Origin of the sequence: Caulobacter sp., assembly GCF_965279145.1 — a bacterium.
Taxonomy (GTDB): domain Bacteria; phylum Pseudomonadota; class Alphaproteobacteria; order Caulobacterales; family Caulobacteraceae; genus Caulobacter.
Genome location: NZ_OZ257139.1, coordinates 1,797,834 through 1,818,533, shown reverse-complemented (window position 1 = coordinate 1,818,533; position 20,700 = coordinate 1,797,834). Strand labels below are relative to the sequence as shown.

The following is a 20,700-nucleotide window of genomic DNA, read 5'->3' as shown; positions in this document are numbered from 1 at the left end:
AACGGCCCATCACCCCCACCCAACCCTCCCCCATCAAAGGGGAGGGCTCAGGGTTCAGCGCTCTTCGTCGAACCTGTTGGCGACCAGTTCGCTGAGCGCCTCGACGGCGGCGTCGGCCTCGGGGCCCTCGGCGGCGATGTCGATGGTCGAACCGATGCCGGCGGCCAGCATCATCAGGCCCATGATCGAGCGGGCGTCCACGCAGGCGCCGTCACGGGTCACCGTCACCTCGGCGTCGAAACCGGCGGCCATCTTCACGAACTTGGCCGAAGCCCGGGCGTGCAAGCCCCGCTCGTTGACGATTTCGACCGTCCGTTCCGCCATGCGACTCATTTTTCTCCCGCGAGCACGTAGGAGGCCACGGAGATATATTTCCGTCCAGCCTCCTGGGCGTGGGCGACGCAGGACTGCAGGTCCTCGCGCTGGCGCACGCTGGCCAGCTTGATCAGCATCGGCAGGTTCAGGCCGGCGATCACCTCGGCGCGGGTCTGTTCCATCACCGAGATGGCCAGATTGCTGGGCGTGCCGCCGAACATGTCGGTCAGCAGAATCACGCCGCCGCCGCTGTCGACGACCGCGCACGCCTTCAGGATGTCGGAACGGCGACGTTCCATGTCGTCTTCCGGACCGATGCAGATCGCCTTCACCGCGGTCTGCGGGCCGACGACATGTTCCATGGCGGAGACGAACTCTTCCGCCAGACGCCCGTGCGTAACGATCACGAGCCCGATCATGCCTGATTTCTCAACCGGGATCCCCATAACCCGTGGCGGCCGGGAGGAGCCGCGCGGGCGCACTTGATACGCTCGTTAGAGAGGGACTCCAAGATGCTCCAGCATGCGTCTGATTTTCGCGGGCGCGGCGGGTTCCAGCGGCCACAGGTCGAAAACGGGAACGCTCACGCCGCTAACGGTCTCAAGTCGAGGTTCTGGAAGGCGTTCAACGCCCGAAGGCGCGTCGAGGCAGCGCACCACCGCCACCACTTCGGCGAAGCCGATCGCCGGCATGGAGAGGATACCCAGGCCTCGAACCTCGATCAGGCCGGCGAGGGAATCAGGCGCCTTGCCGTAGAGTCGCCCGCCCGAGGCGAAGACGACGGCGCGATCATCCGCCACCAGACGCCAGCCCGATTCGAGCGCGCGCAGGGCCAGATCGCTCTTGCCGACGCCAGACGGCCCCTCGATCAGGACCCCGCGCCAGCGGCCGCCCTGGCGCAGGGCGATCAGCCCGGCGTGGCGGATCATTCGCGCAATTCCGGAAGGTCGACGGTGAAGCGGGCCCCGATCACCCCACCCGCGGCGTTGAGGCGGTTCTCGGCCGTCAGGGAGCCGCCGTGGGCCTCGACGATCTGGCGGGCGATCGACAGGCCCAGGCCTGAATTGCCGCCGAACGCGCGCCCCTTGGGTCGCGAGGTGTAGAAGCGCTCGAAGATCGTCTCCAGGTTCTCGGGCGGAATGCCCGGGCCGTCATCGTCGATCGTCGAGATCAGCCGCCCGCGCGTGCGGGCCAGGGACACCCGCACCTCGCCGTCGGCGGGACTGAACGAGCGGGCGTTGTCGATCAGATTGCGGAACACCTGGCCGATCGGCGTCTCGCGCGCCATCAGCCGGGCCGGCGTGAGCGGATCGCCGGTCGAGATGGTCACGCGCACGCTGCCCGGCGCCTCGCCGGGGCGCAGCTGGGCCTCATACAGACTGGCGACCTCGGCCAGCAGCTTGGCCAGGTCCAGGGCGCGGGGAGCCTCGCGCGACAGTTCGGCGTCCAGGCGCGAGGCGTTGGAGATATCGGTGACCAGCCGGTCCAGACGATTGACGTCGTTCTGCAGGATGGCCAGCAGCCGGGCCCGGGCGACGGGGTCGGAGACCAGATCCAGGGTCTCGATGGCCGAACGGATCGAGGTCAGGGGGTTCTTGATCTCGTGGGCCACGTCGGCGGCGAAGCGCTCGATGCCGTCCATCCGCTCCGACAGCGAATGGGTCATCTCCTCCAGGGCGCGGGACAGGTCGCCGATCTCGTCCTGACGCTTGGCGATGTCTGGCAGGGAGATGGCGCGCGCGCCCTCCAGCCTCACCCGGTCGGCGGCCCGCGCCAGGCGCATCACCGGCTCGGCGATCAGGCGATGCAGCAGGATCGACGAGATCAGGGTGGCGGTGATGGCGACCAGGATGAAGGGCAGCAGGGCGCGACGCTCGGCGGCGATAATCTCGTCGACATCGCCGGCCTCAAGCGTCAGCACGCCCAGCACCGCGCGCACATGCTGGATCGGGATCGACACCGAGACGACCCGGTCGCCGCTTTCGGAAACGCGCGTTCCGGCGACCGAGGTACCCTGCAGCGCCTGGCTGACCTCGCCGCTCAGGGCCTTGCGGGCCTTTTCGGCCTTGGCTTCGGCGGCGGGGTCCTTGCGGGTCGCGTCGTCGTTCTGCCCCGGCTTTCGGGCGGGCGGCAGCACCTTCCAATCGACGCGATCGGCGACCACGAAGCTGTCGGCCAGAACATTGCCGTGGGCGTCGAACAGCCGCGCCCGCTGCGATCGCGGGATAAACAGCAGCTGCAGGATGGTGCTGGCCGTATAGGCGTCAAGCGCCGGCTCGGGCTCGCCCACCGTGGCCGACTGGTCGATGATCTTGGCGATCAGCTCGCCCTGGGTGGTCAGGCCGTCGATCCGCGCGTTGACCAGGCCGCTGCGCAGTTCGTTGAGCACCAGCGCCCCGATCACCAGGATCGCCAGCGCCAGCACGTTCAGGCCGATGATCAACCGCCCCAGGCGCGAGCCGCGCGGCCAGCGCCAACGGCGCCGACCCGCGTCCGCCTCAGGCTTCGCGATAGCGGTAACCAACGCCATACAGGGTTTCGATGGAGTCGAACTCGGGATCGACCTGGCGGAACTTCTTGCGCATCCGCTTGATGTGGCTGTCGATCGTGCGGTCGTCGACATAGACCTGATCGTCGTAGGCGGCGTCCATCAGGTTGTCGCGGCTCTTCACGAAGCCAGGACGCTGGGCCAGGGATTGCAGCAGCAGGAACTCGGTGACGGTCAGGCGCACGGGCTTGCCGTCCCACAGGCTGTCATGACGCGCCGCGTCCAGGGTCAGCTTGCCGCGCTTCATCATCTTCGAACCCGCCGCGCCGGGGGTCGAGGACGGCTCGTCCTCTTCCGGACGGGCGCGCCGCAGCACGGCCTTGACCCGCTCCAGCAGCAGCCGCTGGCTGAACGGCTTGTGCATGTAGTCGTCGGCCCCGAGGTTGAAGCCGAGGATCTCGTCGATCTCGTCGTCCTTCGAGGTCAGCATGATGACCGGAATCTCGGAGGTCTGGCGCAGGCGGCGCAGCACTTCCATGCCGTCCATCCGGGGCATCTTGACGTCGAGGATCACCAGATCCGGAGCCTGGCTCTCGACCGCCTCCAGGCCCGAGGCCCCGTCGTAGTAGGCCTTGACCGTGTGGCCGTGGCTTTCGAGGGCCAGCGAGACGGAAGCGACGATGTTCTCGTCGTCGTCAATGAGCGTGATAGCGGCCATGGAGCCCGTCTGATCCTTCATCATCGTTCGTCTGGCGATCCTATCGACCGCCCGCCTCAGCTTCAACGCGCCGTGAAGCAAAGCTTTCCGCGACCTTTGCGGCTGTCGCATGGCGCCAATGCGGCTGCATCGGCCCCCCTCCGGGAAGTCTAAACCAAAGAACGACGCCTCAACCTCGTTTTAAGGTGTTGTATCCCATAACCGAAGCTCGGGGAGCCCTTAGCCCATGAGCGATGTCCATTACGAACTTTTCGTGCGCCGCAAGGTCGGCGCGCAGTGGACACTTGAGATGGCCACGGAAGTTCGCACGACCGCGATCCAGAACGCCGAGGAAGTGCTGACCTCGGGCCGCGCCATCGCGGTGCGGGTCAGCAAGGAAACCCTGGACCGCGAGTCCGGCGAATACAAATCCATCGCCATCTTCACCAAGGGCATGGTCGACGGCGGCAAGCCCAAGAAGGAGGTCGAGGAACGCGACCCCCTGTGCGTGCAGCCGGCCGACCTCTACACCGCCCACGCCCGCGACCGTATCGGCCGCCTGCTCGAGGGCTGGCTCAATCGCCACAAGGCCACGCCGTTTGAGCTGCTGCACCGCCCCGACCTTGTCGAGCGGCTGGAAGCCTCCGGCACCGACCTGCAACACGCCCTGCAGAAGATCGCCATTCCCGAGGCCGAGGCGCGCGGCGTTTCGGTCCACGAAGTCATCCGCCACTTTCAGGGTCTGATCGAACGCTCGATCGGCAACCTGATGAAAGCCTTCAAGAAGGGGGCCCTGCCGGACCTCGACAAGGAAGGCTTCGCCAAGGCGGCGGTCCGCCTGGCCAATGACCCTGACCGCGCCTTCCTGCTGGGCGCCGGCGTCGCGGCCTCGATCGCGCCCGCCACCAGCTGGTCGGAGAAGATCGCGCGCCTGCTGGACCTAGCCGACGCGGCGCCGACCGAACCCGGTCCCCGCGCCCTGGCCCTGCACGCCATCGAGCAGCCGCTGTCGGAAATCATCGGCTCCCGGGCCGGCATGGCCGACCTGCTGGGCACCAGCGACGACCTGGGCTCCACCCTGGCGGCCATGATCCGGTTGACCGGCGGCGCCAATGTGGAAGCCCTGATCCGCATGCAGGCCCAGGTCCGCGCCTGCATGCCCGAGCTGTCGGGCACCGCCAAGCGCCTGGGCGATTGGCTAGCCGGCGACCATTTCGCCCCCGTCCGCGTCTCGATCGCCAAGCGCGTGCTCGACGAACTGAACGGCGTGCGCCGGCTCAAGCCGACCGACGCCGAGGCCGAGATCGAATATCTGCGCGCCCTGGCCATGAGCCTGACGGCCGCTGCGGGCCGGGTTCTGCCGCCCGAGGACATCCAGGCCGCCTTCACCACCCGGTCCAAGACCCTGCTCAACGGCGAGTTCATCGAGGCCCTGCTGGGTCGCGATCGCTCGGCCCGCGAGGAGATCGACATGCTGGTGCGCCTGGCGGAAAACGTCATGGGCGCGGTCAACAAGCGCCAGGCGGCGCGCTGGCTCAACGCCAACATCACCGCCATGCGCTTCGAGAAGGAAACCCGCCAGGGGCCCGATTCGCCGGTCGCCAAGCTGGCCTCCCTGGCGGCCCTGCAGCGCTCGGTCACACGGTCTGGCCTCGTGGCCGAGGATTTCCAGCCGCTCTGCGCCAAGCTGGGCGAACTGGGCTCGCTGGTCGAGGTCGACACGCGGCTGCTGACCATGCTGGTCCGCGCGCCCGCGCCCCTGCACCATCGCCTGACCCTTCTGGCCAAGCTGGCCACGGGCGAGGCCGGACCGACCGGGCCCGTGGCCGATCGCGCCCGGATAGAAGCCCTGAAACTGGCCCGCGCGCCCGAGGCCCGGGAAGCCTTGGCGGCCTCGCCCGCGACCATGGAACTGATCCGCAGTCTCGTTCAGCAACAGGCCGCCTGACGCTCCGGCGCGCAAGCGCTTGAACATTTCGCCCGCAACGCCTTACGTCTCTTCGACCTGACCGGTTCCGCGCGACGCTCGCGCCTGGAGAGATGAGATGGTGGTTTTCAGCGTGCTGTATCCGGCGTCCGAAGGCGCGCGGTTTGACCATGACTATTACAACGCCACCCACATCCCGCTGGTGAAGACCGCCTTCTCCGCGACCGGCCTGACCGGCGTTCAGGTGTTGCGGGGGCTATCGGCGGGCGATGGCTCGGCCGCGCCCTATGTGGCCATGGCTCACCTGACGTTCCGCGACGCCGAGGCCCTTGCGGCGTCGATGAGCGGCCCCAATGCGCCGGGCGTGCTGGCCGATATCGTCAACTTCACCGACATCGCGCCGATCGCCCAGGTCAGCGCGCCAGTCTAGCAGTCAGGTCTAGCGGGCCAGCACCTTGCTCAGGGCGTCGACCACCCGGTCGACGTCGCTGTCGGCCATGGTCGGATACAGCGGCAGGGTCAGGCAGCGGTCGTACCAGGCCTGGGCGCCGGGCAGGTCGAGCGCGCCATAGCGCTTCACGTAATAGGGCTGCTGGTGCACCGGGATGTAGTGGACCTGACTGCCGATCCCGTGGGCCTTCAGGCCATCCACCACCATGCGGCGCGACAGATCCAGGGCGTCGAAGTCGATCAGCACGGTCAACAGGTGCAGGGCCGGGTTGGAATAGTCGGGGCTGGTCGCCCGTCGCACGCGCGGTGACAGGTCCGCCAGCCGCTCGACATACAGCGCCGTCAGGGTTCGCCGGCGGGCCACGAAGCGATCCAGCTTGGCCAGCTGCGACAGGCCCAGCGCGCACAGCACGTCGGGGATGCGATAGTTGAAGCCGATCTCCGGCATCTCGTACCACCAGGGATCGGCCCCCGGCGGCCGCACCATGCCGTGGCCGCGCAGCGACCGCGCCCGCGCCGCCAGCTGCGCGTCATTGGTGGTCAGCATGCCACCCTCGCCGGTGGCCAGGGTCTTGACCGGATGGAACGAGAAGCTGGCGAAGGCTGAGTAAGCGCCGTCGCCGACCGGATGCTCCACCCCGTCAAAGGTGGCGACCGAGCCCAGGGCGTGGGGCGCGTCTTCGACCAGCACAGCCCCGGCCGCGCTGGCCATGCCGCGCATCGCCGGCAGGTCGCAGACATCGCCGCGCAGATGCACCGGCAGGATCGCCTTGACTGGCCTGTCGCCGCACCGCGCCAGGGCGGCGGCCAGGGTGTCCGGCGTCATGAGGCCCGAGTGAGGATCGACATCGGCGAACACCACCTCGGCCCCGACATAGCGGGCGCAGTTGGCGGTCGCCAGAAACGTGATCGACGGCGCGATACAGACATCGCCCTCCCCCACGCCTAGGGCCAGCATGGCCAGATGCAGGGTGGCGGTGCCGTTGGCCACGGCGATGGCGTGCTCGGCCCCCACCTGTGTCTTGAAGGCCGTCTCGAACGCCTCAACCGTCGGGCCGGTGGTCAGGAAGTCGGCGCGCAGCGCGGCGGCCACGGCGGCGACATCGTCGTCTTCGATGGTCTGGCGACCGTAGGGCAGGAAGGGCGGAGACGTCGTCATCAGCCCGCCTTCTCCTCCAGCATGGCCAGCAGGCCCGGCGCCGACAGCCAGTCGTCATTGTTGTCGCTGCTGTAGCAGAAGCCCTCCGCAGCGGGCTGAGCGCCGTCCTCGGGGCCGAAGCGCTGGCGGGGATACTCCACGAAGGTCGGCTCGATCACGTAGCGATCGGACAGCTCGACCGTGGCCCGCGCGTCGTCGGCGCTGATCATCATCTCGTGCAGCTTCTCGCCCGGGCGAATCCCGATGACCTTGACGCCGGCGGTCGGCGACATGGCCTTGACCAGATCGGGCATGGTCATCGACGGGATCTTGGGCACGAAGATCTCGCCGCCGCGCATCAGCTCCAGCGACGAGAGCACGAAGTTCACGCCCTCGTTCAGGGTGATCCAGAAGCGGGTCATGCGCTCGTCGGTGATCGGCAGCTCGGTGGCGCCGTTGGCCAGCAGGCGCTTGAACAGCGGCACCACGCTGCCGCGCGACCCCACCACATTGCCATAGCGAACCACCGCGAAGCGGGTGCCGATATCGCCCGACAGGTTGTTGGCGGCCACGAAGGTCTTGTCCGAGGCCAGCTTGGTCGCGCCGTACAGGTTGATCGGGTTGCAGGCCTTGTCGGTCGACAGGGCGACCACCTTCTTCACGCCATTGGTCAGGCTGGCCCAGACCACGTTCTCGGCGCCCAGCACGTTGGTGTGGATGCATTCGGACGGATTGTATTCGGCCGCCGGCACCTGTTTCAGGGCGGCGGCGTGGATGACGATGTCCACGCCACGCAGGGCCAGGGTCAGGCGCTCGCGGTCACGCACGTCTCCCAGGAAAAAGCGCATCTTGGCGTAGGTGGCGTCGTCGAACTGCTCGCGCAGCTCCATCTGCATGTCGCTCTGCTTCAATTCGTCGCGGGAGTAGACGATCACCTTGCGGGGATTGGACAGCTTCAGGACGGTTTCGATGAAGCGCCGCCCGAAAGATCCGGTGCCGCCGGTGACCAGGATCACCTTGCCGTCCAGATCCAGGGATTTCGGAGAAAAACGGCCCAATTCAGCCTCCTGTCGCCCCCGCCGCGAAGATCCGCGAGGATTGCGATTCGTGGTTAACGCTCCTTTGTCGCGCCTAGGCGTAAAGAGGACGTCAACCCGGCCGCGGTAATCATGCCGCATGCGCCGCGCCCTCGCCCTCATTCCGCTCGCCCTGGCCTGTGTCCTATCGACCGCGCCGACCCCCGCCTTGGCTGGACATGGCAAGGAAGAAGAGAAGGCCGCGCCGGTCACCTACTTCGCGCTGCAGCCCCTGACCGCCGTCGCCCTGCGCCGCGACGGTCGCCGGGGCGTGCTGGTGCTGGAGGCCGGGATCGAGGCCAAGGACCCCAAGCTGATGGAGCGCGCCCAGCAGTCGACACCCCGCCTGCGCGCCGCCTTCGCCCAGGTGCTGATGAGCTACGCCGCCGGCATGCGTCGCGGAACGCCGCCGGATGTCGAATATCTGGGACAGGAACTGCAGAAGGCCTGCGACAAGGTGCTGGGAAAGCCAGGCGGCAAGGTCCTGCTGGGCTCGGCCCTGCTGAACTAGGGCCTCGCCTTCCCGCGCCGCTCACGGAAGAAGCCGCGCAGCAAGTCGGCGCTCTCCTGGGCCATCACGCCGCCTGTCACCTCGGGCCGCCAGTGGCAGGTGGGCTGAGCAAAGAACTTCGGGCCATGGATCACGGCCCCGCCCTTGGGATCTTCCGCCCCGAACACCACCCGCCCGATCCGCGCGTGGCTGATCGCCCCGGCGCACATGGCGCAGGGCTCCAGCGTCACCACCAGCGTCAGGTCGGTCAGACGATAGTTCTCAAGCCTGGCCGCCACCTGCCGCATCACCGCGATCTCGGCATGAGCCGTGGGGTCATGCGCCGCGATCGGACCATTGCCGGCCGCGCCCAGAATTTCGCCCGTCTTCGGATCCAGGATCACCGCGCCCACCGGCGTTTCACCCCGCGCGGCGGCGGCGCGGGCCTCGTCCAGGGCCAGGGCCATGGAATGCTGGTCTTGGGCCCGCTGGTCTTGATCGTCCGGAGGATCGGTGCGCATTTGCCCAAAAGCCCATCGTGAGATGCGCCCAGCCCCTCGAAGGAACGAGTATGACCAGCACGCCACACGACCCCCTATACGATCCCGGCCAGGACGGCGACCTCGACGATCCGTCGACGGGCGAGCGCGTCGCCAAGGCCCTGGCCCGCGCGGGCGTGGCCTCGCGGCGCGAGGTCGAGCGGCTGATCGAGGCCGGTCGCGTCGCCATCAACGGCAAGGTGCTGACCACTCCGGCGGTGAAGATCGGCCCGGGCGACTTTCTGACGGTGGACGGCAAGCTGGTGGCCGAACGCGAGCCGACCCGCGTGTTCCGCTATCACAAGCCCACCGGGCTGATGACCACCCACAACGACCCCAAGGAGCGCCCGACGGTGTTCCAGGCCCTGCCGCGCGAGCTGCCGCGCCTGATTTCGGTGGGTCGTCTGGACCTGAACTCCGAAGGCCTGCTGCTGCTGACCAATGACGGCGAGCTGTCGCGCAAGCTGGAAGCCCCGAACAACGGCTGGGTGCGCCGCTATCGCGTGCGCGCCTTCGGCAACACCGACCAGGCGCGCCTGGACCGTCTGAAGGACGGCGTCACGATCGAAGGCGTCCGCTACGGCTCGATCGAGGCCAAGCTCGACAAGGCCCAGGACAAGGTCGGCGGCAAGAACATCTGGATCACCATCTCGCTGACCGAGGGCAAGAACCGCGAAATCCGCCGGGTGCTCGAGCACCTGGACCTGAAGGTCAATCGCCTGATCCGTCTTTCCTACGGCCCCTTCGCCCTGGCGACCCTGCTGCCGGGTCAGGTGGAAGAGGTCGGCCCCCGTGTGATCCGCGAACTGCTGGCCGATCTGGTCGCCGAAGAAGACATGCCCAAGGGCGACAAGCCGCAGTTCATCGGCATCGCCGATCCGCTGCACGCCCCGGGCACCGCCAAGGGCGGCGAACTGCAACGCCGGGCCATCAAGTCGGCGCCCCTGCCCAAGGTTCTCGAGCCCGGCGAGCGCACCGTTGAAAAGCCGGTTTACAAGGCTGGCTGGGCCAAGCCGAAAAAGAAGGTCGTCATCGCCGGCGTCAAGCCGATCAAGCGCGCGCCCAAGTCGATCGAGACCAAGATGATCGGCCCCGATCCTCTTTCGCCGCGCGGGGCCAGGCCGTCCACGGCGGCCAAGTCGTTCGGCGCCAAGGCGGCCGGCGGCGTGGCCAGCGCCCGGTCGTTCGACAAGGCCGGCGGCAAGCCTTCGACCAGCGGCAAGCCGGCGCGTGCCGGTGGCTTCGAAGGCCGGTCGGCTGATCCCGCCAGGACCGGCGGCAAACCTTTCGCCGGCAAGCCCGCCGGGACGGGCGCCGCGAAGCCCTTCGACCGGTCAGGCTCGAAACCGTCGTCTGCCAAGCCGCCGCGGTCCGCTGCCAGCGAGTTTGAAACGCGCTCCGAGGGTCCGGCCAGGACGGGCGGCAAGCCCTTCGGCAAGCCCGGCGCGAAGCCTGCGGCGGGTAAGCCCGCGCGGTCGGCTCCGGCGGCATTCGACGCCAAGCTGGGCGCCCCGCGTCCGTACAAGGGCCCCAAGAAGCCGCGCTGATCTCCGATCCGCGCCTGTCTGGCCTAGACGGGCGCTGGATCGCCCCGGCCACCGATCCAGCCGGTCATGGCCGGCCAGCGCACCACCGCCTCGGCCAGGCCCGCATAGCTGACCGCGATCGCCACCGCGCTGACCAGCGATCCGGCCTCGAAGGGTTGCGCCGCTTCCGGCTGGATCGACAGCGGTCGCAGCAGCATCAGGATGACGATGTTGTTGGCCGCGTGGGCCCCGATCGCCAGCTCGATGCCGCCGGTCCGCAGGGTCATCCAGGTGAGGCCCGCGCCCATGGCCGCGCGGACCAGGAAGGCGCTGAGATTGGGGTCGAAGTGGATGGTCGCGAACAGCAGCCCGTTGAACACCATCAGGATCGCCGGATTGCGCGTCAAGGCCCCGGTCTGCTTCAGAAGCCAGCCCCGGAACACCACCTCCTCGGCGGCGGCGGCGAGCACCAGCAGCACCACAGCGAAACCCACATAGGTCGCCCGGCCAAAGGTGGTCGACGCCAGATCCAGCACCGGCGGGCTCGGCGGCTTGGCGCCCAGCAGCCAGCCGGCCAGCACGACGACGCCCATCACAACGCCGACAGCGGAGAGCCCCGCCACGGTCAGGCGGGTGCGGAAAAGCGGTCCGGGGAAGGCGTAGCGTCGGATGGCGCGGTGCATCAGACCGCCGGCGACCCCGACGAAGGCCAGGGCGGCCGCGCCATTGGCGCCGGCCAGAACCGACAGCAGGAACAGCGAGGAGACCCCCTCGCTGGACGCTCGCGCAGGATCGTCGAACACCGCGAACAGAGCGGCCGCCGCCGGGGCGCCGTCAAGTCCGCTGACCACGACCATGACGATCAGGCAGGCCGAGGCCGCGCCCAGCAGGGCGGCCACCACCGCGGCCAGCAACCCGACGGGAACGGTCAACGCCACCAGGCGTCCGTCGCGATCGCGCGGCGTCAGGTCCGCGAAGACCCGCGACTCCCGCATCGCCTCGAAGATCACGCCCATGGCCATCGCGTCGTCGACATCCCTGCTCCTGAAGCGACTAAGAGAGCGCCAGGAGCGGGTTGTAAAGGCGCCGACCTTGCCCTCCGGCGCGGACAGCGGCACACATCGCTCGGAAGTTCAGGGGATGATCATGAGCGGCACGGATCAAGGCGAGGCGCACCTCCATCGGCTGGTCCTGTTCTCGGACGCCGTCTTCGCGATCGCCATCACCCTGCTGGCCATCGAGATCCATCCGCCCGAGCACTGGAACGGCATCGCCCATCTGATGGAGCTGATGGCGCCGAAGCTGGCCGCCTACACCGTCAGCTTCGCCGTGGTCGGGATCTACTGGGTCAGTCATCGCCGGATCTTCTCGCGACTGGCCCGGGCGAACGGCGTGCTCGACACGTTGAACTTCATCGTCCTGGGCCTGATCGCCCTGTTGCCCCTGGCCACCGAGCTCTTGTGGGAACAGGTCTCCGGGCAGGCCTTCCCCGTCTATGTGGCGCTGGTGGCCCTGATCGGTCTGGCGCTGGCCATCCTGTGGGGCTACGCGGCCTTCATCGGCAAGCTGGCCTATCCCGTGGGCAAGCCCGAAGCGATCTTCGTTATGGCGCGGGTGGCCTTGCTGCCCGGCCTGATGTGCGGGCTGTCGTTCTTCAGCCTCGTCCACAGCTGGGGCTGGGCGCTGATGGCCGCCCTGATCGTCGGCGTGACGGCGCTCGGCCGCTGGGTCGCCCGCCTCTCGAAATCGCCCGCAATGGAAGCCGAAACCTGATGCGCATCGTCTCGGGCCAGTATCGCGGCAAGGCCATCATCGCTCCGCCCGGCGACGCCACGCGGCCCACCTCGGATCGCGCGCGACAGGCGGTGTTCAACATTCTGGAGCACGCCGCCTGGGCGCCGGACCTGCACGGCGCGCGGGTCATCGACCTGTTCGCCGGCTCGGGCGCCCTGGGGCTGGAGGCCGTCTCGCGCGGGGCCGGCTATTGCCTGTTCGTCGAGACCGCCGATCCGGCGCGCGGCGCGATCCGCGAGAACATCGACGCCATGAGCCTGTTCGGCGTCACCCGCGTGCACCGCCGCGACGCCACCGACCTTGGCCCGCGCCCGTCCAGCGTCGGCGCGCCCTTCGACATCGCCTTCGTCGACCCGCCCTACGCCAAGGGCCTGGGCGAGAAGGCCCTGGCCCAGCTTCTGGCCCACGGCTGGCTGAACCCCGGCGCGATCGTGATGTTCGAGCGCGGTCGCGACGAGATCGACCCCGTCGTTCCCGGCTTCACGGTTCTGGACACGCGCGACTATGGCGCCGCGCGTGTCCTGTTCCTGAAGGTGGCCGACTAGCTACCAGGCCCGCATGGTGACGCGGTTGTCGGCCTGGGAGCGCAGGCTGACCGCCCCGTCGCGGGTGATGCGGTAGGGTCCGCCGCCGCTGCTGGCGATGAAACGCCGCTTCTTCAGCGCCTTGAAGACGCTGAGTGAGCAGTCGCTCAGGCACCAGCCTTCGCGGGTGATGCAGTCGACATCGACGATGCGGCCGTTGTCGTCGCGTACGGGTTCGATGCGGGCGCCCTGCGCCAGCGCGTGCAGCGTGCGTTGCTGCGGCTTGGAGATGTTCACGAAAATTGTCCGAGGATCGAGGCGTGACTTCGCAAAGCCCCGGGTCTCAAAGAGACCCACTCCTTCTCAGAGTACGGACGCGACCTGTCGCGTCCGCGGGAACTTGCGGACGGATCAGGGCCTGATCGACTTACGAACCGGAGGTCCGAAGCCTGTTAGGCCCGGGCCTCGCTTACAATCTCGGACATAAAACCACCGTTGGAGGTTGGAGAACCGCGTTATAGCGCGAACGCCAGAGCCGCCTCAAGAGCCACAAGCTCCCTACTTGGCCGCCTTCGCCGCCGTCGTCTGCGCCACCTTGACCGCCACGCCCTGGCCCCGGGCGTCGGCCACCAGGCCTTCGCAGTCGGCGTTCTTGGCCTCGCCGGTGGTGATGAAGGGCAGCAGGGCGGCCAGCGGGTTGACCAGGGTCCCCAAGGCTGCGGCCACGCCGCCCTGGCCGAGGATCTGGGTGGGCTTGAACCCGACCTTGGGCGCCACCAGGGGCCCGGAGATGGTGATCGGCACGAACAGACGAACCAGACGAGGCTTCTTGCTGTCGCCCCCGATCCGGAAATCCATCCGTTCGGTCTCAAGGTTGATCTGGCCCTTGCCACGCACCAGCACCACGCCGGTGTCGGCGACCAGATGGTTGGTAGTCGCCACGCCATTCTTCACCGAGAAGTCGGCGACGGCGCAGCGGACGCTGGTCTCCTTGTTGTTCTTGGACAGCAGCAGGATCAGCCCCTTGGAGACATTGACGCCCAGCAGTTCGGCGAAGGCCTGGCGCACCTGTCCGTGCGGCGAGACCAGGGTCATCGAGCCATTGGCGTTGGAGGCGGCGCGGTGAATGCTGTTACCCACGGCCGAGAGCTTGGCGCGCGCCATCACGGGGCCTTCGATGATCGGCTTGCCGCCGCTCTTCACCGTGATGAAGTCTTCCAGCTTGGCGTTGCTCAGACGCAGGTCCAATTCGGTTCGCGGCACGTCGGGCCGGGCGTCCAGCACGATTTTCCCGGCCAGGTCGCCGCGCGAGAAGGTGAAGGCGATCGGATCCAGGGTCAGCACGCCGCGGTCGAGATTCGCCTCGACCCGAACCTTCCTGAGCGGCCAGCCGGGGGCGTTCACAGCCAGGGCGCGGTACTTGACCTTTGCGTCCATGGCCCGGACACGCTCGGTTTGCAGGGTGGCGTCGGGCAGCAGACGCTGGGTCGCGTCACGCCGGACGGCCTCGACCTTCTGGCCGGCCGAGGCGGTTTCGCCCCTGCCCGTGGCCGGCGCGGCGCCGACCAGACTGCCCAGGTCGTCGAAGTCGAGCCGCCGCGACTGAAGGTCGGCTTCCAGATACGGCCGCTCACGGTCGGTCAGCACGAAGACGTCGCCGGAAATGTCGCTGTCGCCGATCTTGCCCGTCATGTCGTCGAAGTCGAACCGGCCGCCCCGGCGGGTCAGCGTGCCGCTCACCCGATAGGGCGGGGTGTTGGGCAGGGTCAGGCCGGTCAGCGCATAGAGACGGTTCATGTCCGAGCCGGACACCGTCAGGGCGGTTTCGAAGCGGCCCAGGTCGAAGGGTCGGATCACCGATCCCTTGGCGACGATGCGGGTCGCGCCGGCGGCCACCCGGGCGTCGAACGGATAGGGCCGGTCTGGCGTGATGTTCAGTAGCGGACCGCCCGTGACACTGGCCGTGAACGGCGCGCGGTTCAGGCTGCCCTTACCCTCCAGGACGAACCGGCCGCGACCGTCGCCGCTGGCCTGCTCGTTGGAACTGACCGAGCCGATGAACAGCACATCGCGCTGGCGATCATCCACCTCGAGCGCGCCGTCATTGATGATGAAGTGCTGGATGGCGGGCAGCTTAAGGGGCTTCGCGTTGGCCTTCCTGGCCCCGAACACCCAGTTCGCCTGGCCACCTGCGTCGCGGATCAGCCGCAGATCGGGCCGGTCGACCGCCAGCAGCGGCAGGATGATCTGGCCGCGGAACAGGGGCAGCACCTTGAACACCACGGCCAGGCGCTGGATCCGCGCCATCGGCGGCCGCGTCGGATCGGCCTTCAGGGCCCAGTCGGGCTGGCCGATGCGGACGTCCAGCGCCTCGACCCGCGGTGACAGCGACCATGGGTGAACGCGCAGATCGCCGACGATCTCGACCTTGCGGTTCAGTTGGGCCGAAGCGATGCGCCCGACAGGCCCCCGCATCCAGTTCCAGTCGAAGATCACCAGGAAGGCGACCACCGCCGCGAACAGCGCCACGGCCGCGATGGCGCCCCACCGGGCCGGCGGCGGAATCAGGCGCCAGCGCGCGCGAAGACGTTCGCCCACCCGGGGCCGGGACAGGGTTTGGACATGTTCGGACAGAACCAGGACCTCCGGTGACCCCTGCACAACGCGCGGGTGGGGCGGTCCTGTTCCATTATCGCGTCCGGAAGCCTGGCTAGTAGACCAGGCCCAGGCTGCTGACCGCCACGGCGGCCACCACGAAGGCGGCGACGGCGATCAGCTCGTAGAGCTTGAAAAATGGCCTCGTTGGCGTGCGCATGATGATTGGTCCCCCCGTCCCAAATTGGTTCATTGCGAAGATTTCTCGCAAGCCTCGCGCCAGATCAGGGCGTCTTGCCTGGCCACACGAGGTAGCCGTCGGCGTCGCGCCCCGCATAGCGGTAGTCGGTCCGCCGCGGTGGCGGCGGACCGTATCGGTCGTCAGGTCTGTCATCAGCGTCCGCGAAATAGCCTGCGCTGGTTCCAGTGACGTAGGTGTGACGCTCCCGACGAAGATCCTCTCCCCGCCCCTCCCGCCCGTGCTCGAAAGCCTGCTCGCGACCACGCTCCCCATGGCGACGGTCCAGGCCCTGAGGCGGCAGGGTCTCGACCGCGATCGGACGGCGGCCAAAGCCCCACTGGTCAAAGCCGGCCCAGCCGCGCTCGGCGTCGCACTCGACGCGGTCCCAGCGATAGGCGCCGCCCGGGCCGGTGACGCGACGCGTCACGCAGTCGCCCGGCGCGGTGTTGGGCGGCAGAAGTTCCGGATCCAGCGGCAGGCCCGGCCGCGACACCGGAAGGCCGCCGGCCAGACCGCGATCGCCGCCCTGCGCCATGGCGGCGCCGCCGGTCAGCACCGTGGCGAGCAGGCAGAGCGAGAGGCGGGTCAGGGACATGAGAAACTCCAGAGGCGGCACCGAACCACCTTCCTTGCGCCATGGCCGCAGCGTTCACCCGGCGCGCGAGCGATGACGCCGGCTTGTCACCTCACGCGCGCGGCCCTAGCGTGAAATCAAACGGGCGTTTGAGGGGGCGACATGGCGATCGAGGCGGTGATCTGGGATTTCGGCGGGGTGTTCACCACCTCCCCGTTCGAGGCCTTCCGGCGCTATGAAGCCGAGCGCGGCCTGCCCGCCGACTTCATCCGCCGGGTCAATTCCACCGATCCCGACGTCAACGCCTGGGCCCGGTTCGAGCGCTCGGAGATCGACGCCGCCCGGTTCGACACCCTGTTCCTGGAAGAGGCCACGCGCCTGGGCCATCCGGTGCGCGGCGCCGACGTCCTTCCCCTGCTGTATGGTGACCTGCGCCCCCGGGTGCTGGCGGCGCTGCTGGCCTGCAAGGCCAGGTTCAAGGTCGGCTGCATCACCAACAACGTCACCACCGGCCACGGCGCGGGCATGGCGTCGACCGCTGAAAAGGCCGCCGCCGTCGCGCAGATCATGAGCCATTTCGCGGTGGTGATCGAAAGCTCCAAGGCCGGGGTCAGGAAGCCCGATCCGCGCATCTATCTGATGATGTGCGAGGCCCTCAACGTGCGGCCCGAAAACTGCGTCTATCTCGACGACCTGGGCATCAACTGCAAACCCGCCGCCGCTCTGGGGATGACCGCCATCAAGGTCTCGACGGAAGACCAGGCCCTGGCCGAGCTTGCGGCGGCGACCGGATTGGCGTTCTGAGAGGGCTGACCGCTTTCAAGGAGTCGCCATGACCCGCCCCGCCAAGATCGGCGCCCCGGCCGCCATCGCCCAGCTTTCCGGCTGGACCGCCGCGCCCGACAAGGATGCGATCGTCAAGACGTTCGGGTTCGCCGATTTCAACGCGGCCTTCGGCTTCATGACCCGCGTGGCCCTGATGGCCGACAAGCTCGACCACCATCCCGAATGGTTCAACGTCTACAACCGCGTCGAAGTGCTGCTGACCACGCATGACGCCGACGGGGTGACGGAGCTGGACGTGGCGTTGGCCAGGTTCATGGACGGGGCGGCGGGATAAGCGGCTCTAGCCCACCGACATCAAAAATTGTCATCCCGGCCGCAGCGAAGCGGAGCGCCGGGACCCAGGGGTAACCGCAATGCGCCAGCCCTTGAGTCCCGGGTCGGCTACGCCGCCCGGGATGACAAGCTTTGTGGGACGAGTGCTCACAGATTTGCCCCACCGTTTCCCCCTTCCGCCTCCGCCCCTTCCGGTTCAAACTAATGTTTGAATAGTTTGGGAGGACGCCAAATGGCGCAGAACACGGGCCGGGTCGCCGGCAAGAAGGCTTTCATCACCGGTGGAGCCCAGGGTCTGGGCGCGGCGGCGGGACGGATGCTGGCCAAGGAAGGCGCCAAGGTCAGTCTGGCCGACATCAATCTGGCGGGCGCCCAGGCCGTGGCCGACGAGATCAACGCCGCCCACGGGGCCGGCACGGCCTTCGCCTTCCAGCTGGACGTCACCCAGGAAGACGAATGGATCGAGGTGCTGGAAAAGGCGACCCAGGCCATGGGCGGCCTGTCGGTGCTGGTCAACAACGCCGGCATCGGCGGCGACGGCCCGATCGAGACCCTCGATTTCGCGCTCTGGAAGAAGGTGATGTCGGTCAATGTCGACTCGGTCTTCCTGGGCGCCAAGCACGCGTTGACCCACATGCGGGCCCATCAACCCGGCTCGATCATCAACCTGTCTTCGATCGCCGGCCTGATCGCCAACGGCAATTCGCCAGCCTACAACGCCTCCAAGGCGGCGGTCTGGCTGCTGTCCAAGAACATCGCGCTGTACTGCGCCAAGATGAAGCTCGATATCCGCTCCAACTCGATCCACCCGACCTTCATCGACACGCCCATCCTCGACGGCTTCACCGCGCGGTTCGGCAAGGAAGAAGCCCACGCCAAGCTGGCGCGGCAGGTGCCCCTGGGCCGGATCGGCGAACCCAACGACATCGCCAACGCCGTGCTCTATCTCGCCAGCGACGAGAGCAAGTTCATGACCGGCGCCGAGATCAAGGTCGACGGCGGCATCTCGGCGATGTGACCTTTAAAGCTGTCATCCCGGCCAAGCGCGTCAGCGCGCCGAGCCGGGACCACGGCAAGACCCGAAGTTTCCGACGGTCCCGGATCGGCCTTTCAGGCCGTCCGGGATGACATCCTGTTCTTAACGCGGCGCGCGCTTGGCCAGGATCCGCTGCAGGGTGCGCCGGTGCATGTTGAGCCGGCGGGCCGTCTCCGAAACGTTGTGGCCGCACATCTCATAGACCCGCTGGATGTGTTCCCACCGCACGCGGTCGGCGCTCATTGGGTTGTCGGGCGGGGCCGGGGCCGCGTCCTTGGCGGCCAGCAGGGCGCGGGCCACGTCGTCGGCGTCGGCGGGCTTGGAGAGGTAGTCCACCACCCCGGCCTTCACGGCCGCGACGGCGGTGGCGATGTTGCCATAGCCGGTGAGCATGATGATCTTGGCGTCGGGCCGCGCGTCCCGCACCGCCTCGACCACCTTCAGCCCCGTGCCGTCCTCAAGGCGCATGTCCAGCACCGCATGGGCGGGCGCGTGGACGCGCAGCAGGGCCAGCGCCTCGGCCACCGAGGCCGCGAGGGTCACCACGAAACCCCTCTGTTCCAGGGCTCGCCCCAGCCGCGTCCTCAGCGGCGCATCGTCGTCAAGAAGCAGGAGTGTCTTGTCGGGCAGGGCCGCGACCAGCTCACTGATGTCCACCATGAAAGTCAGCGCCTCCCCGCGCCACTACTCAACCGGGTGTCGTCGTCACCCATCATGTCGCTCTTCCGACGCCCGCATCAAGCCCCCGTATAGCCGGGAGCCTCGAGCGCCGACCTTGGCCAGCGCGCCGAGACCACCGCCCCGCCCCGCCGTCCATTCCTGAAATCGACCGCGGCCCCTGTTCGTTCCAACAAGGTCTTGGCGATGAAGAAGCCCAGGCCCATGCCGATGTGCCCCGTGCGGGAACCCTCAGCTCCCGGGCGCGTGGTCACATAGGGCTCGCCCAGCTTGGCCAGCACCTCGGGCGAGAAGCCCGCGCCGTCGTCGCGCACCTCGATCACCACCGAGCGGGCGTCGAAGCGGGCGATGACCAGCACCTCGGCCCGGGCGAAATCGACCGCGTTCTCGACGATCGAGGTCATGGCGTGGATCACCTCGGGCCGCCGCCAGATGTCGGGGGCGGTCTCACCCGAGGGACCGTTGACCACCGCCTCGACGCGAACGCCATGCACGAGGTGCGGCTCGATGACGTCCTGGACCAGTTGCACCAGGCTCATCCGCTCATGCACGGCGTCCTGGGCCTCGGGCATCTCGGTCAGGCGTTGCAGGATCTCGCGGCAGCGGGCCGCCTGGCCGATCATCAGCTCGGCGTCCTCGCGGGTCTGCTCGTCGGGCGCGTTGCGGGCCATTTCGCGGGCCACGACCGAGATGGTCGCCAGGGGCGTGCCCAGCTCGTGCGCGGCGGCGGCGGCCAGGGCGCCCAGGGCCGAAAGCCGCTGCTCGCGGGCCAGCACCGTCTCGGTGACGTTGAGGGCCAGCTCCATGCGCGCCGATTCGCTGGCGGCCTGCCAGGCATAGGCGCCGGTGATGACGATCCCCAGGATCCGCGCCATCACCATGGTGATCATCATCGGCGCCGTGGGCCCGGGCGCGGGCGGGGCGCCCTGCAGAACGGGCACGGGCATGTGAAGGAAGGCCAGGGCGATCTGGCAGGCGATAGCCAGCAGGCCCAGCCCGAGGGCGAAGCGGGCCGGCAGGGTGGCCGCCGCGAGGGTGACCGGCGCGATCAGCAGCAGGCAGAAGACGTTCTGCGCCCCGCCGGTCAGATAGAGCAGGCCCGCCAATTGCAGGATGTCGAAGGCGATCTGGGCCGTGGCCTCGCCCTCTCGCGCCAGCCTCTGACCGGTCGAGGCCAGGCCCAGCAGCACATTCAGCCAGGCCGACAACGCGATCAGGGCAAAGCACAGCGCCCAGGGCACCTGCAGTTTGAGGACCAGACCGACAAAGAGGATCGCAAGGGTCTGACCAGCCACCGCCAACCAGCGCTGCGCGAGGAGCGAGCGAACCCGCAGACGTCCCCGACGCAGTCCTGGGGCGGCCCAGGACCAGTCATCATCTTGCGCCGGATCCGCACCCGGCTTATCGAGCCCCTTCGTACGCTGGTCGTCGGGCGCTCTTGCGAACGAAACGTCAGCCATGTCGCAGGATTGTCCAGAAAAACGCATCTGGCG

General features: G+C 68.3%; 24 protein-coding genes. 9 read left to right on the top strand and 15 right to left on the bottom strand.

Features of this window, described 5'->3' with window-relative positions:
• Positions 1 to 54 precede the first annotated feature (54 nt).
• From ACQY9P_RS08545 to ACQY9P_RS08525, 5 genes are all read right to left on the bottom strand, one after another.
• Positions 55 to 333, bottom strand: a complete 279-nt coding sequence (locus ACQY9P_RS08545) for an HPr family phosphocarrier protein (protein ID WP_421739682.1) — start codon at positions 331 to 333, stop codon at positions 55 to 57.
• A complete protein-coding gene (locus tag ACQY9P_RS08540; RefSeq protein WP_421739683.1) occupies positions 330 to 734 on the bottom strand; it encodes a PTS sugar transporter subunit IIA in 405 nt (134 codons plus the stop codon). The genes ACQY9P_RS08545 and ACQY9P_RS08540 overlap by 4 nt, the downstream gene beginning before the upstream one ends.
• A gap of 75 nt (positions 735 to 809) precedes the next feature.
• Positions 810 to 1,244, bottom strand: a complete 435-nt coding sequence (locus ACQY9P_RS08535; RefSeq protein ID WP_421739684.1) for an HPr kinase/phosphorylase — start codon at positions 1,242 to 1,244, stop codon at positions 810 to 812.
• Positions 1,241 to 2,839 (bottom strand): ATP-binding protein, encoded by a 1,599-nt coding sequence (locus ACQY9P_RS08530; protein ID WP_421740130.1) that lies wholly within the window; start codon positions 2,837 to 2,839, stop codon positions 1,241 to 1,243. The genes ACQY9P_RS08535 and ACQY9P_RS08530 overlap by 4 nt, the downstream gene beginning before the upstream one ends.
• Positions 2,814 to 3,521 (bottom strand): response regulator transcription factor, encoded by a 708-nt coding sequence (locus tag ACQY9P_RS08525; protein WP_421739685.1) that lies wholly within the window; start codon positions 3,519 to 3,521, stop codon positions 2,814 to 2,816. Before ACQY9P_RS08525 ends, ACQY9P_RS08530 begins: the two co-directional genes overlap by 26 nt.
• A gap of 226 nt (positions 3,522 to 3,747) precedes the next feature.
• Between ACQY9P_RS08525 and ACQY9P_RS08520 the strand changes: the two genes are divergently transcribed.
• Together ACQY9P_RS08520 and ACQY9P_RS08515 are read left to right on the top strand one after the other, a co-directional pair.
• A complete protein-coding gene (locus ACQY9P_RS08520) occupies positions 3,748 to 5,448 on the top strand; it encodes a hypothetical protein (RefSeq protein ID WP_421739686.1) in 1,701 nt (566 codons plus the stop codon).
• Between the two features lie 97 nt (positions 5,449 to 5,545).
• On the top strand, positions 5,546 to 5,857 hold the full coding sequence (locus ACQY9P_RS08515) for an EthD family reductase (protein WP_421739687.1): 312 nt from the start codon (positions 5,546 to 5,548) through the stop codon (positions 5,855 to 5,857).
• Between the two features lie 9 nt (positions 5,858 to 5,866).
• Here the strand turns inward: ACQY9P_RS08515 and pseC are convergent, their stop codons facing one another.
• On the bottom strand, positions 5,867 to 7,036 hold the full coding sequence (gene pseC, locus ACQY9P_RS08510) for a UDP-4-amino-4,6-dideoxy-N-acetyl-beta-L-altrosamine transaminase (protein ID WP_421739688.1): 1,170 nt from the start codon (positions 7,034 to 7,036) through the stop codon (positions 5,867 to 5,869).
• Complete coding sequence (gene pseB / locus ACQY9P_RS08505) at positions 7,036 to 8,073, bottom strand: UDP-N-acetylglucosamine 4,6-dehydratase (inverting) (protein WP_421739689.1); 1,038 nt, start codon at positions 8,071 to 8,073, stop codon at positions 7,036 to 7,038. The genes pseC and pseB overlap by 1 nt, the downstream gene beginning before the upstream one ends.
• A gap of 118 nt (positions 8,074 to 8,191) precedes the next feature.
• Between pseB and ACQY9P_RS08500 the strand changes: the two genes are divergently transcribed.
• Positions 8,192 to 8,602 carry a hypothetical protein gene (locus ACQY9P_RS08500; RefSeq protein WP_421739690.1) on the top strand — a complete coding sequence of 137 codons (411 nt, stop codon included), beginning with the start codon at positions 8,192 to 8,194 and terminating at the stop codon, positions 8,600 to 8,602.
• On the opposite strand, the gene ACQY9P_RS08495 is transcribed toward ACQY9P_RS08500, so the two are convergent.
• Positions 8,599 to 9,102 carry a nucleoside deaminase gene (locus tag ACQY9P_RS08495; RefSeq protein WP_421739691.1) on the bottom strand — a complete coding sequence of 168 codons (504 nt, stop codon included), beginning with the start codon at positions 9,100 to 9,102 and terminating at the stop codon, positions 8,599 to 8,601. The genes ACQY9P_RS08500 and ACQY9P_RS08495 overlap by 4 nt on opposite strands.
• Before the next feature lie 50 nt (positions 9,103 to 9,152).
• On the opposite strand from ACQY9P_RS08495, the gene ACQY9P_RS08490 reads away from it, so the two are divergent.
• Positions 9,153 to 10,667, top strand: a complete 1,515-nt coding sequence (locus ACQY9P_RS08490) for a pseudouridine synthase (protein WP_421739692.1) — start codon at positions 9,153 to 9,155, stop codon at positions 10,665 to 10,667.
• 23 nt (positions 10,668 to 10,690) lie between these two features.
• Here the strand turns inward: ACQY9P_RS08490 and ACQY9P_RS08485 are convergent, their stop codons facing one another.
• Positions 10,691 to 11,668, bottom strand: a complete 978-nt coding sequence (locus ACQY9P_RS08485) for a CPBP family intramembrane glutamic endopeptidase (RefSeq protein WP_421739693.1) — start codon at positions 11,666 to 11,668, stop codon at positions 10,691 to 10,693.
• Positions 11,669 to 11,792: 124 nt separating this feature from the next.
• Here ACQY9P_RS08485 and ACQY9P_RS08480 point away from each other — a divergent pair, with 124 nt between their 5' ends.
• Both ACQY9P_RS08480 and rsmD read left to right on the top strand, forming a co-directional pair.
• Positions 11,793 to 12,419 carry a TMEM175 family protein gene (locus ACQY9P_RS08480; RefSeq protein WP_421739694.1) on the top strand — a complete coding sequence of 209 codons (627 nt, stop codon included), beginning with the start codon at positions 11,793 to 11,795 and terminating at the stop codon, positions 12,417 to 12,419.
• The gene (gene rsmD, locus ACQY9P_RS08475) at positions 12,419 to 12,985 is read left to right on the top strand and encodes a 16S rRNA (guanine(966)-N(2))-methyltransferase RsmD (RefSeq protein WP_421739695.1); all 567 of its coding nucleotides are present in this window, start codon (positions 12,419 to 12,421) and stop codon (positions 12,983 to 12,985) included. The genes ACQY9P_RS08480 and rsmD overlap by 1 nt, the downstream gene beginning before the upstream one ends.
• Here rsmD and ACQY9P_RS08470 read toward each other — a convergent pair whose 3' ends face one another.
• The 4 genes from ACQY9P_RS08470 to ACQY9P_RS08455 all read right to left on the bottom strand — a co-directional run bounded on the left by ACQY9P_RS08470 (position 12,986) and on the right by ACQY9P_RS08455 (position 16,395).
• A complete protein-coding gene (locus tag ACQY9P_RS08470; protein WP_421739696.1) occupies positions 12,986 to 13,261 on the bottom strand; it encodes a YjhX family toxin in 276 nt (91 codons plus the stop codon).
• A 261-nt stretch (positions 13,262 to 13,522) separates the two neighbouring features.
• The gene (locus ACQY9P_RS08465; protein ID WP_421739697.1) at positions 13,523 to 15,562 is read right to left on the bottom strand and encodes an AsmA family protein; all 2,040 of its coding nucleotides are present in this window, start codon (positions 15,560 to 15,562) and stop codon (positions 13,523 to 13,525) included.
• Between the two features lie 112 nt (positions 15,563 to 15,674).
• Positions 15,675 to 15,779 carry a hypothetical protein gene (locus tag ACQY9P_RS08460; protein ID WP_421739698.1) on the bottom strand — a complete coding sequence of 35 codons (105 nt, stop codon included), beginning with the start codon at positions 15,777 to 15,779 and terminating at the stop codon, positions 15,675 to 15,677.
• 64 nt (positions 15,780 to 15,843) lie between these two features.
• Positions 15,844 to 16,395: a hypothetical protein gene (locus ACQY9P_RS08455; protein ID WP_421739699.1), complete on the bottom strand. Its 552-nt coding sequence runs from the start codon at positions 16,393 to 16,395 to the stop codon at positions 15,844 to 15,846.
• A gap of 141 nt (positions 16,396 to 16,536) precedes the next feature.
• On the opposite strand from ACQY9P_RS08455, the gene ACQY9P_RS08450 reads away from it, so the two are divergent.
• From ACQY9P_RS08450 to ACQY9P_RS08440, 3 genes are all read left to right on the top strand, one after another.
• Positions 16,537 to 17,178 carry an HAD-IA family hydrolase gene (locus ACQY9P_RS08450; RefSeq protein ID WP_421739700.1) on the top strand — a complete coding sequence of 214 codons (642 nt, stop codon included), beginning with the start codon at positions 16,537 to 16,539 and terminating at the stop codon, positions 17,176 to 17,178.
• Between the two features lie 28 nt (positions 17,179 to 17,206).
• Positions 17,207 to 17,494: a 4a-hydroxytetrahydrobiopterin dehydratase gene (locus ACQY9P_RS08445; protein WP_421739701.1), complete on the top strand. Its 288-nt coding sequence runs from the start codon at positions 17,207 to 17,209 to the stop codon at positions 17,492 to 17,494.
• A 231-nt stretch (positions 17,495 to 17,725) separates the two neighbouring features.
• Complete coding sequence (locus ACQY9P_RS08440; RefSeq protein ID WP_421739702.1) at positions 17,726 to 18,511, top strand: SDR family oxidoreductase; 786 nt, start codon at positions 17,726 to 17,728, stop codon at positions 18,509 to 18,511.
• 120 nt (positions 18,512 to 18,631) lie between these two features.
• Here the strand turns inward: ACQY9P_RS08440 and ACQY9P_RS08435 are convergent, their stop codons facing one another.
• Complete coding sequence (locus tag ACQY9P_RS08435) at positions 18,632 to 19,189, bottom strand: ActR/PrrA/RegA family redox response regulator transcription factor (protein ID WP_421739703.1); 558 nt, start codon at positions 19,187 to 19,189, stop codon at positions 18,632 to 18,634.
• A 77-nt stretch (positions 19,190 to 19,266) separates the two neighbouring features.
• Positions 19,267 to 20,667 (bottom strand): ActS/PrrB/RegB family redox-sensitive histidine kinase, encoded by a 1,401-nt coding sequence (locus tag ACQY9P_RS08430; protein WP_421739704.1) that lies wholly within the window; start codon positions 20,665 to 20,667, stop codon positions 19,267 to 19,269.
• Between the last annotated feature and the right edge of the window lie 33 nt (positions 20,668 to 20,700).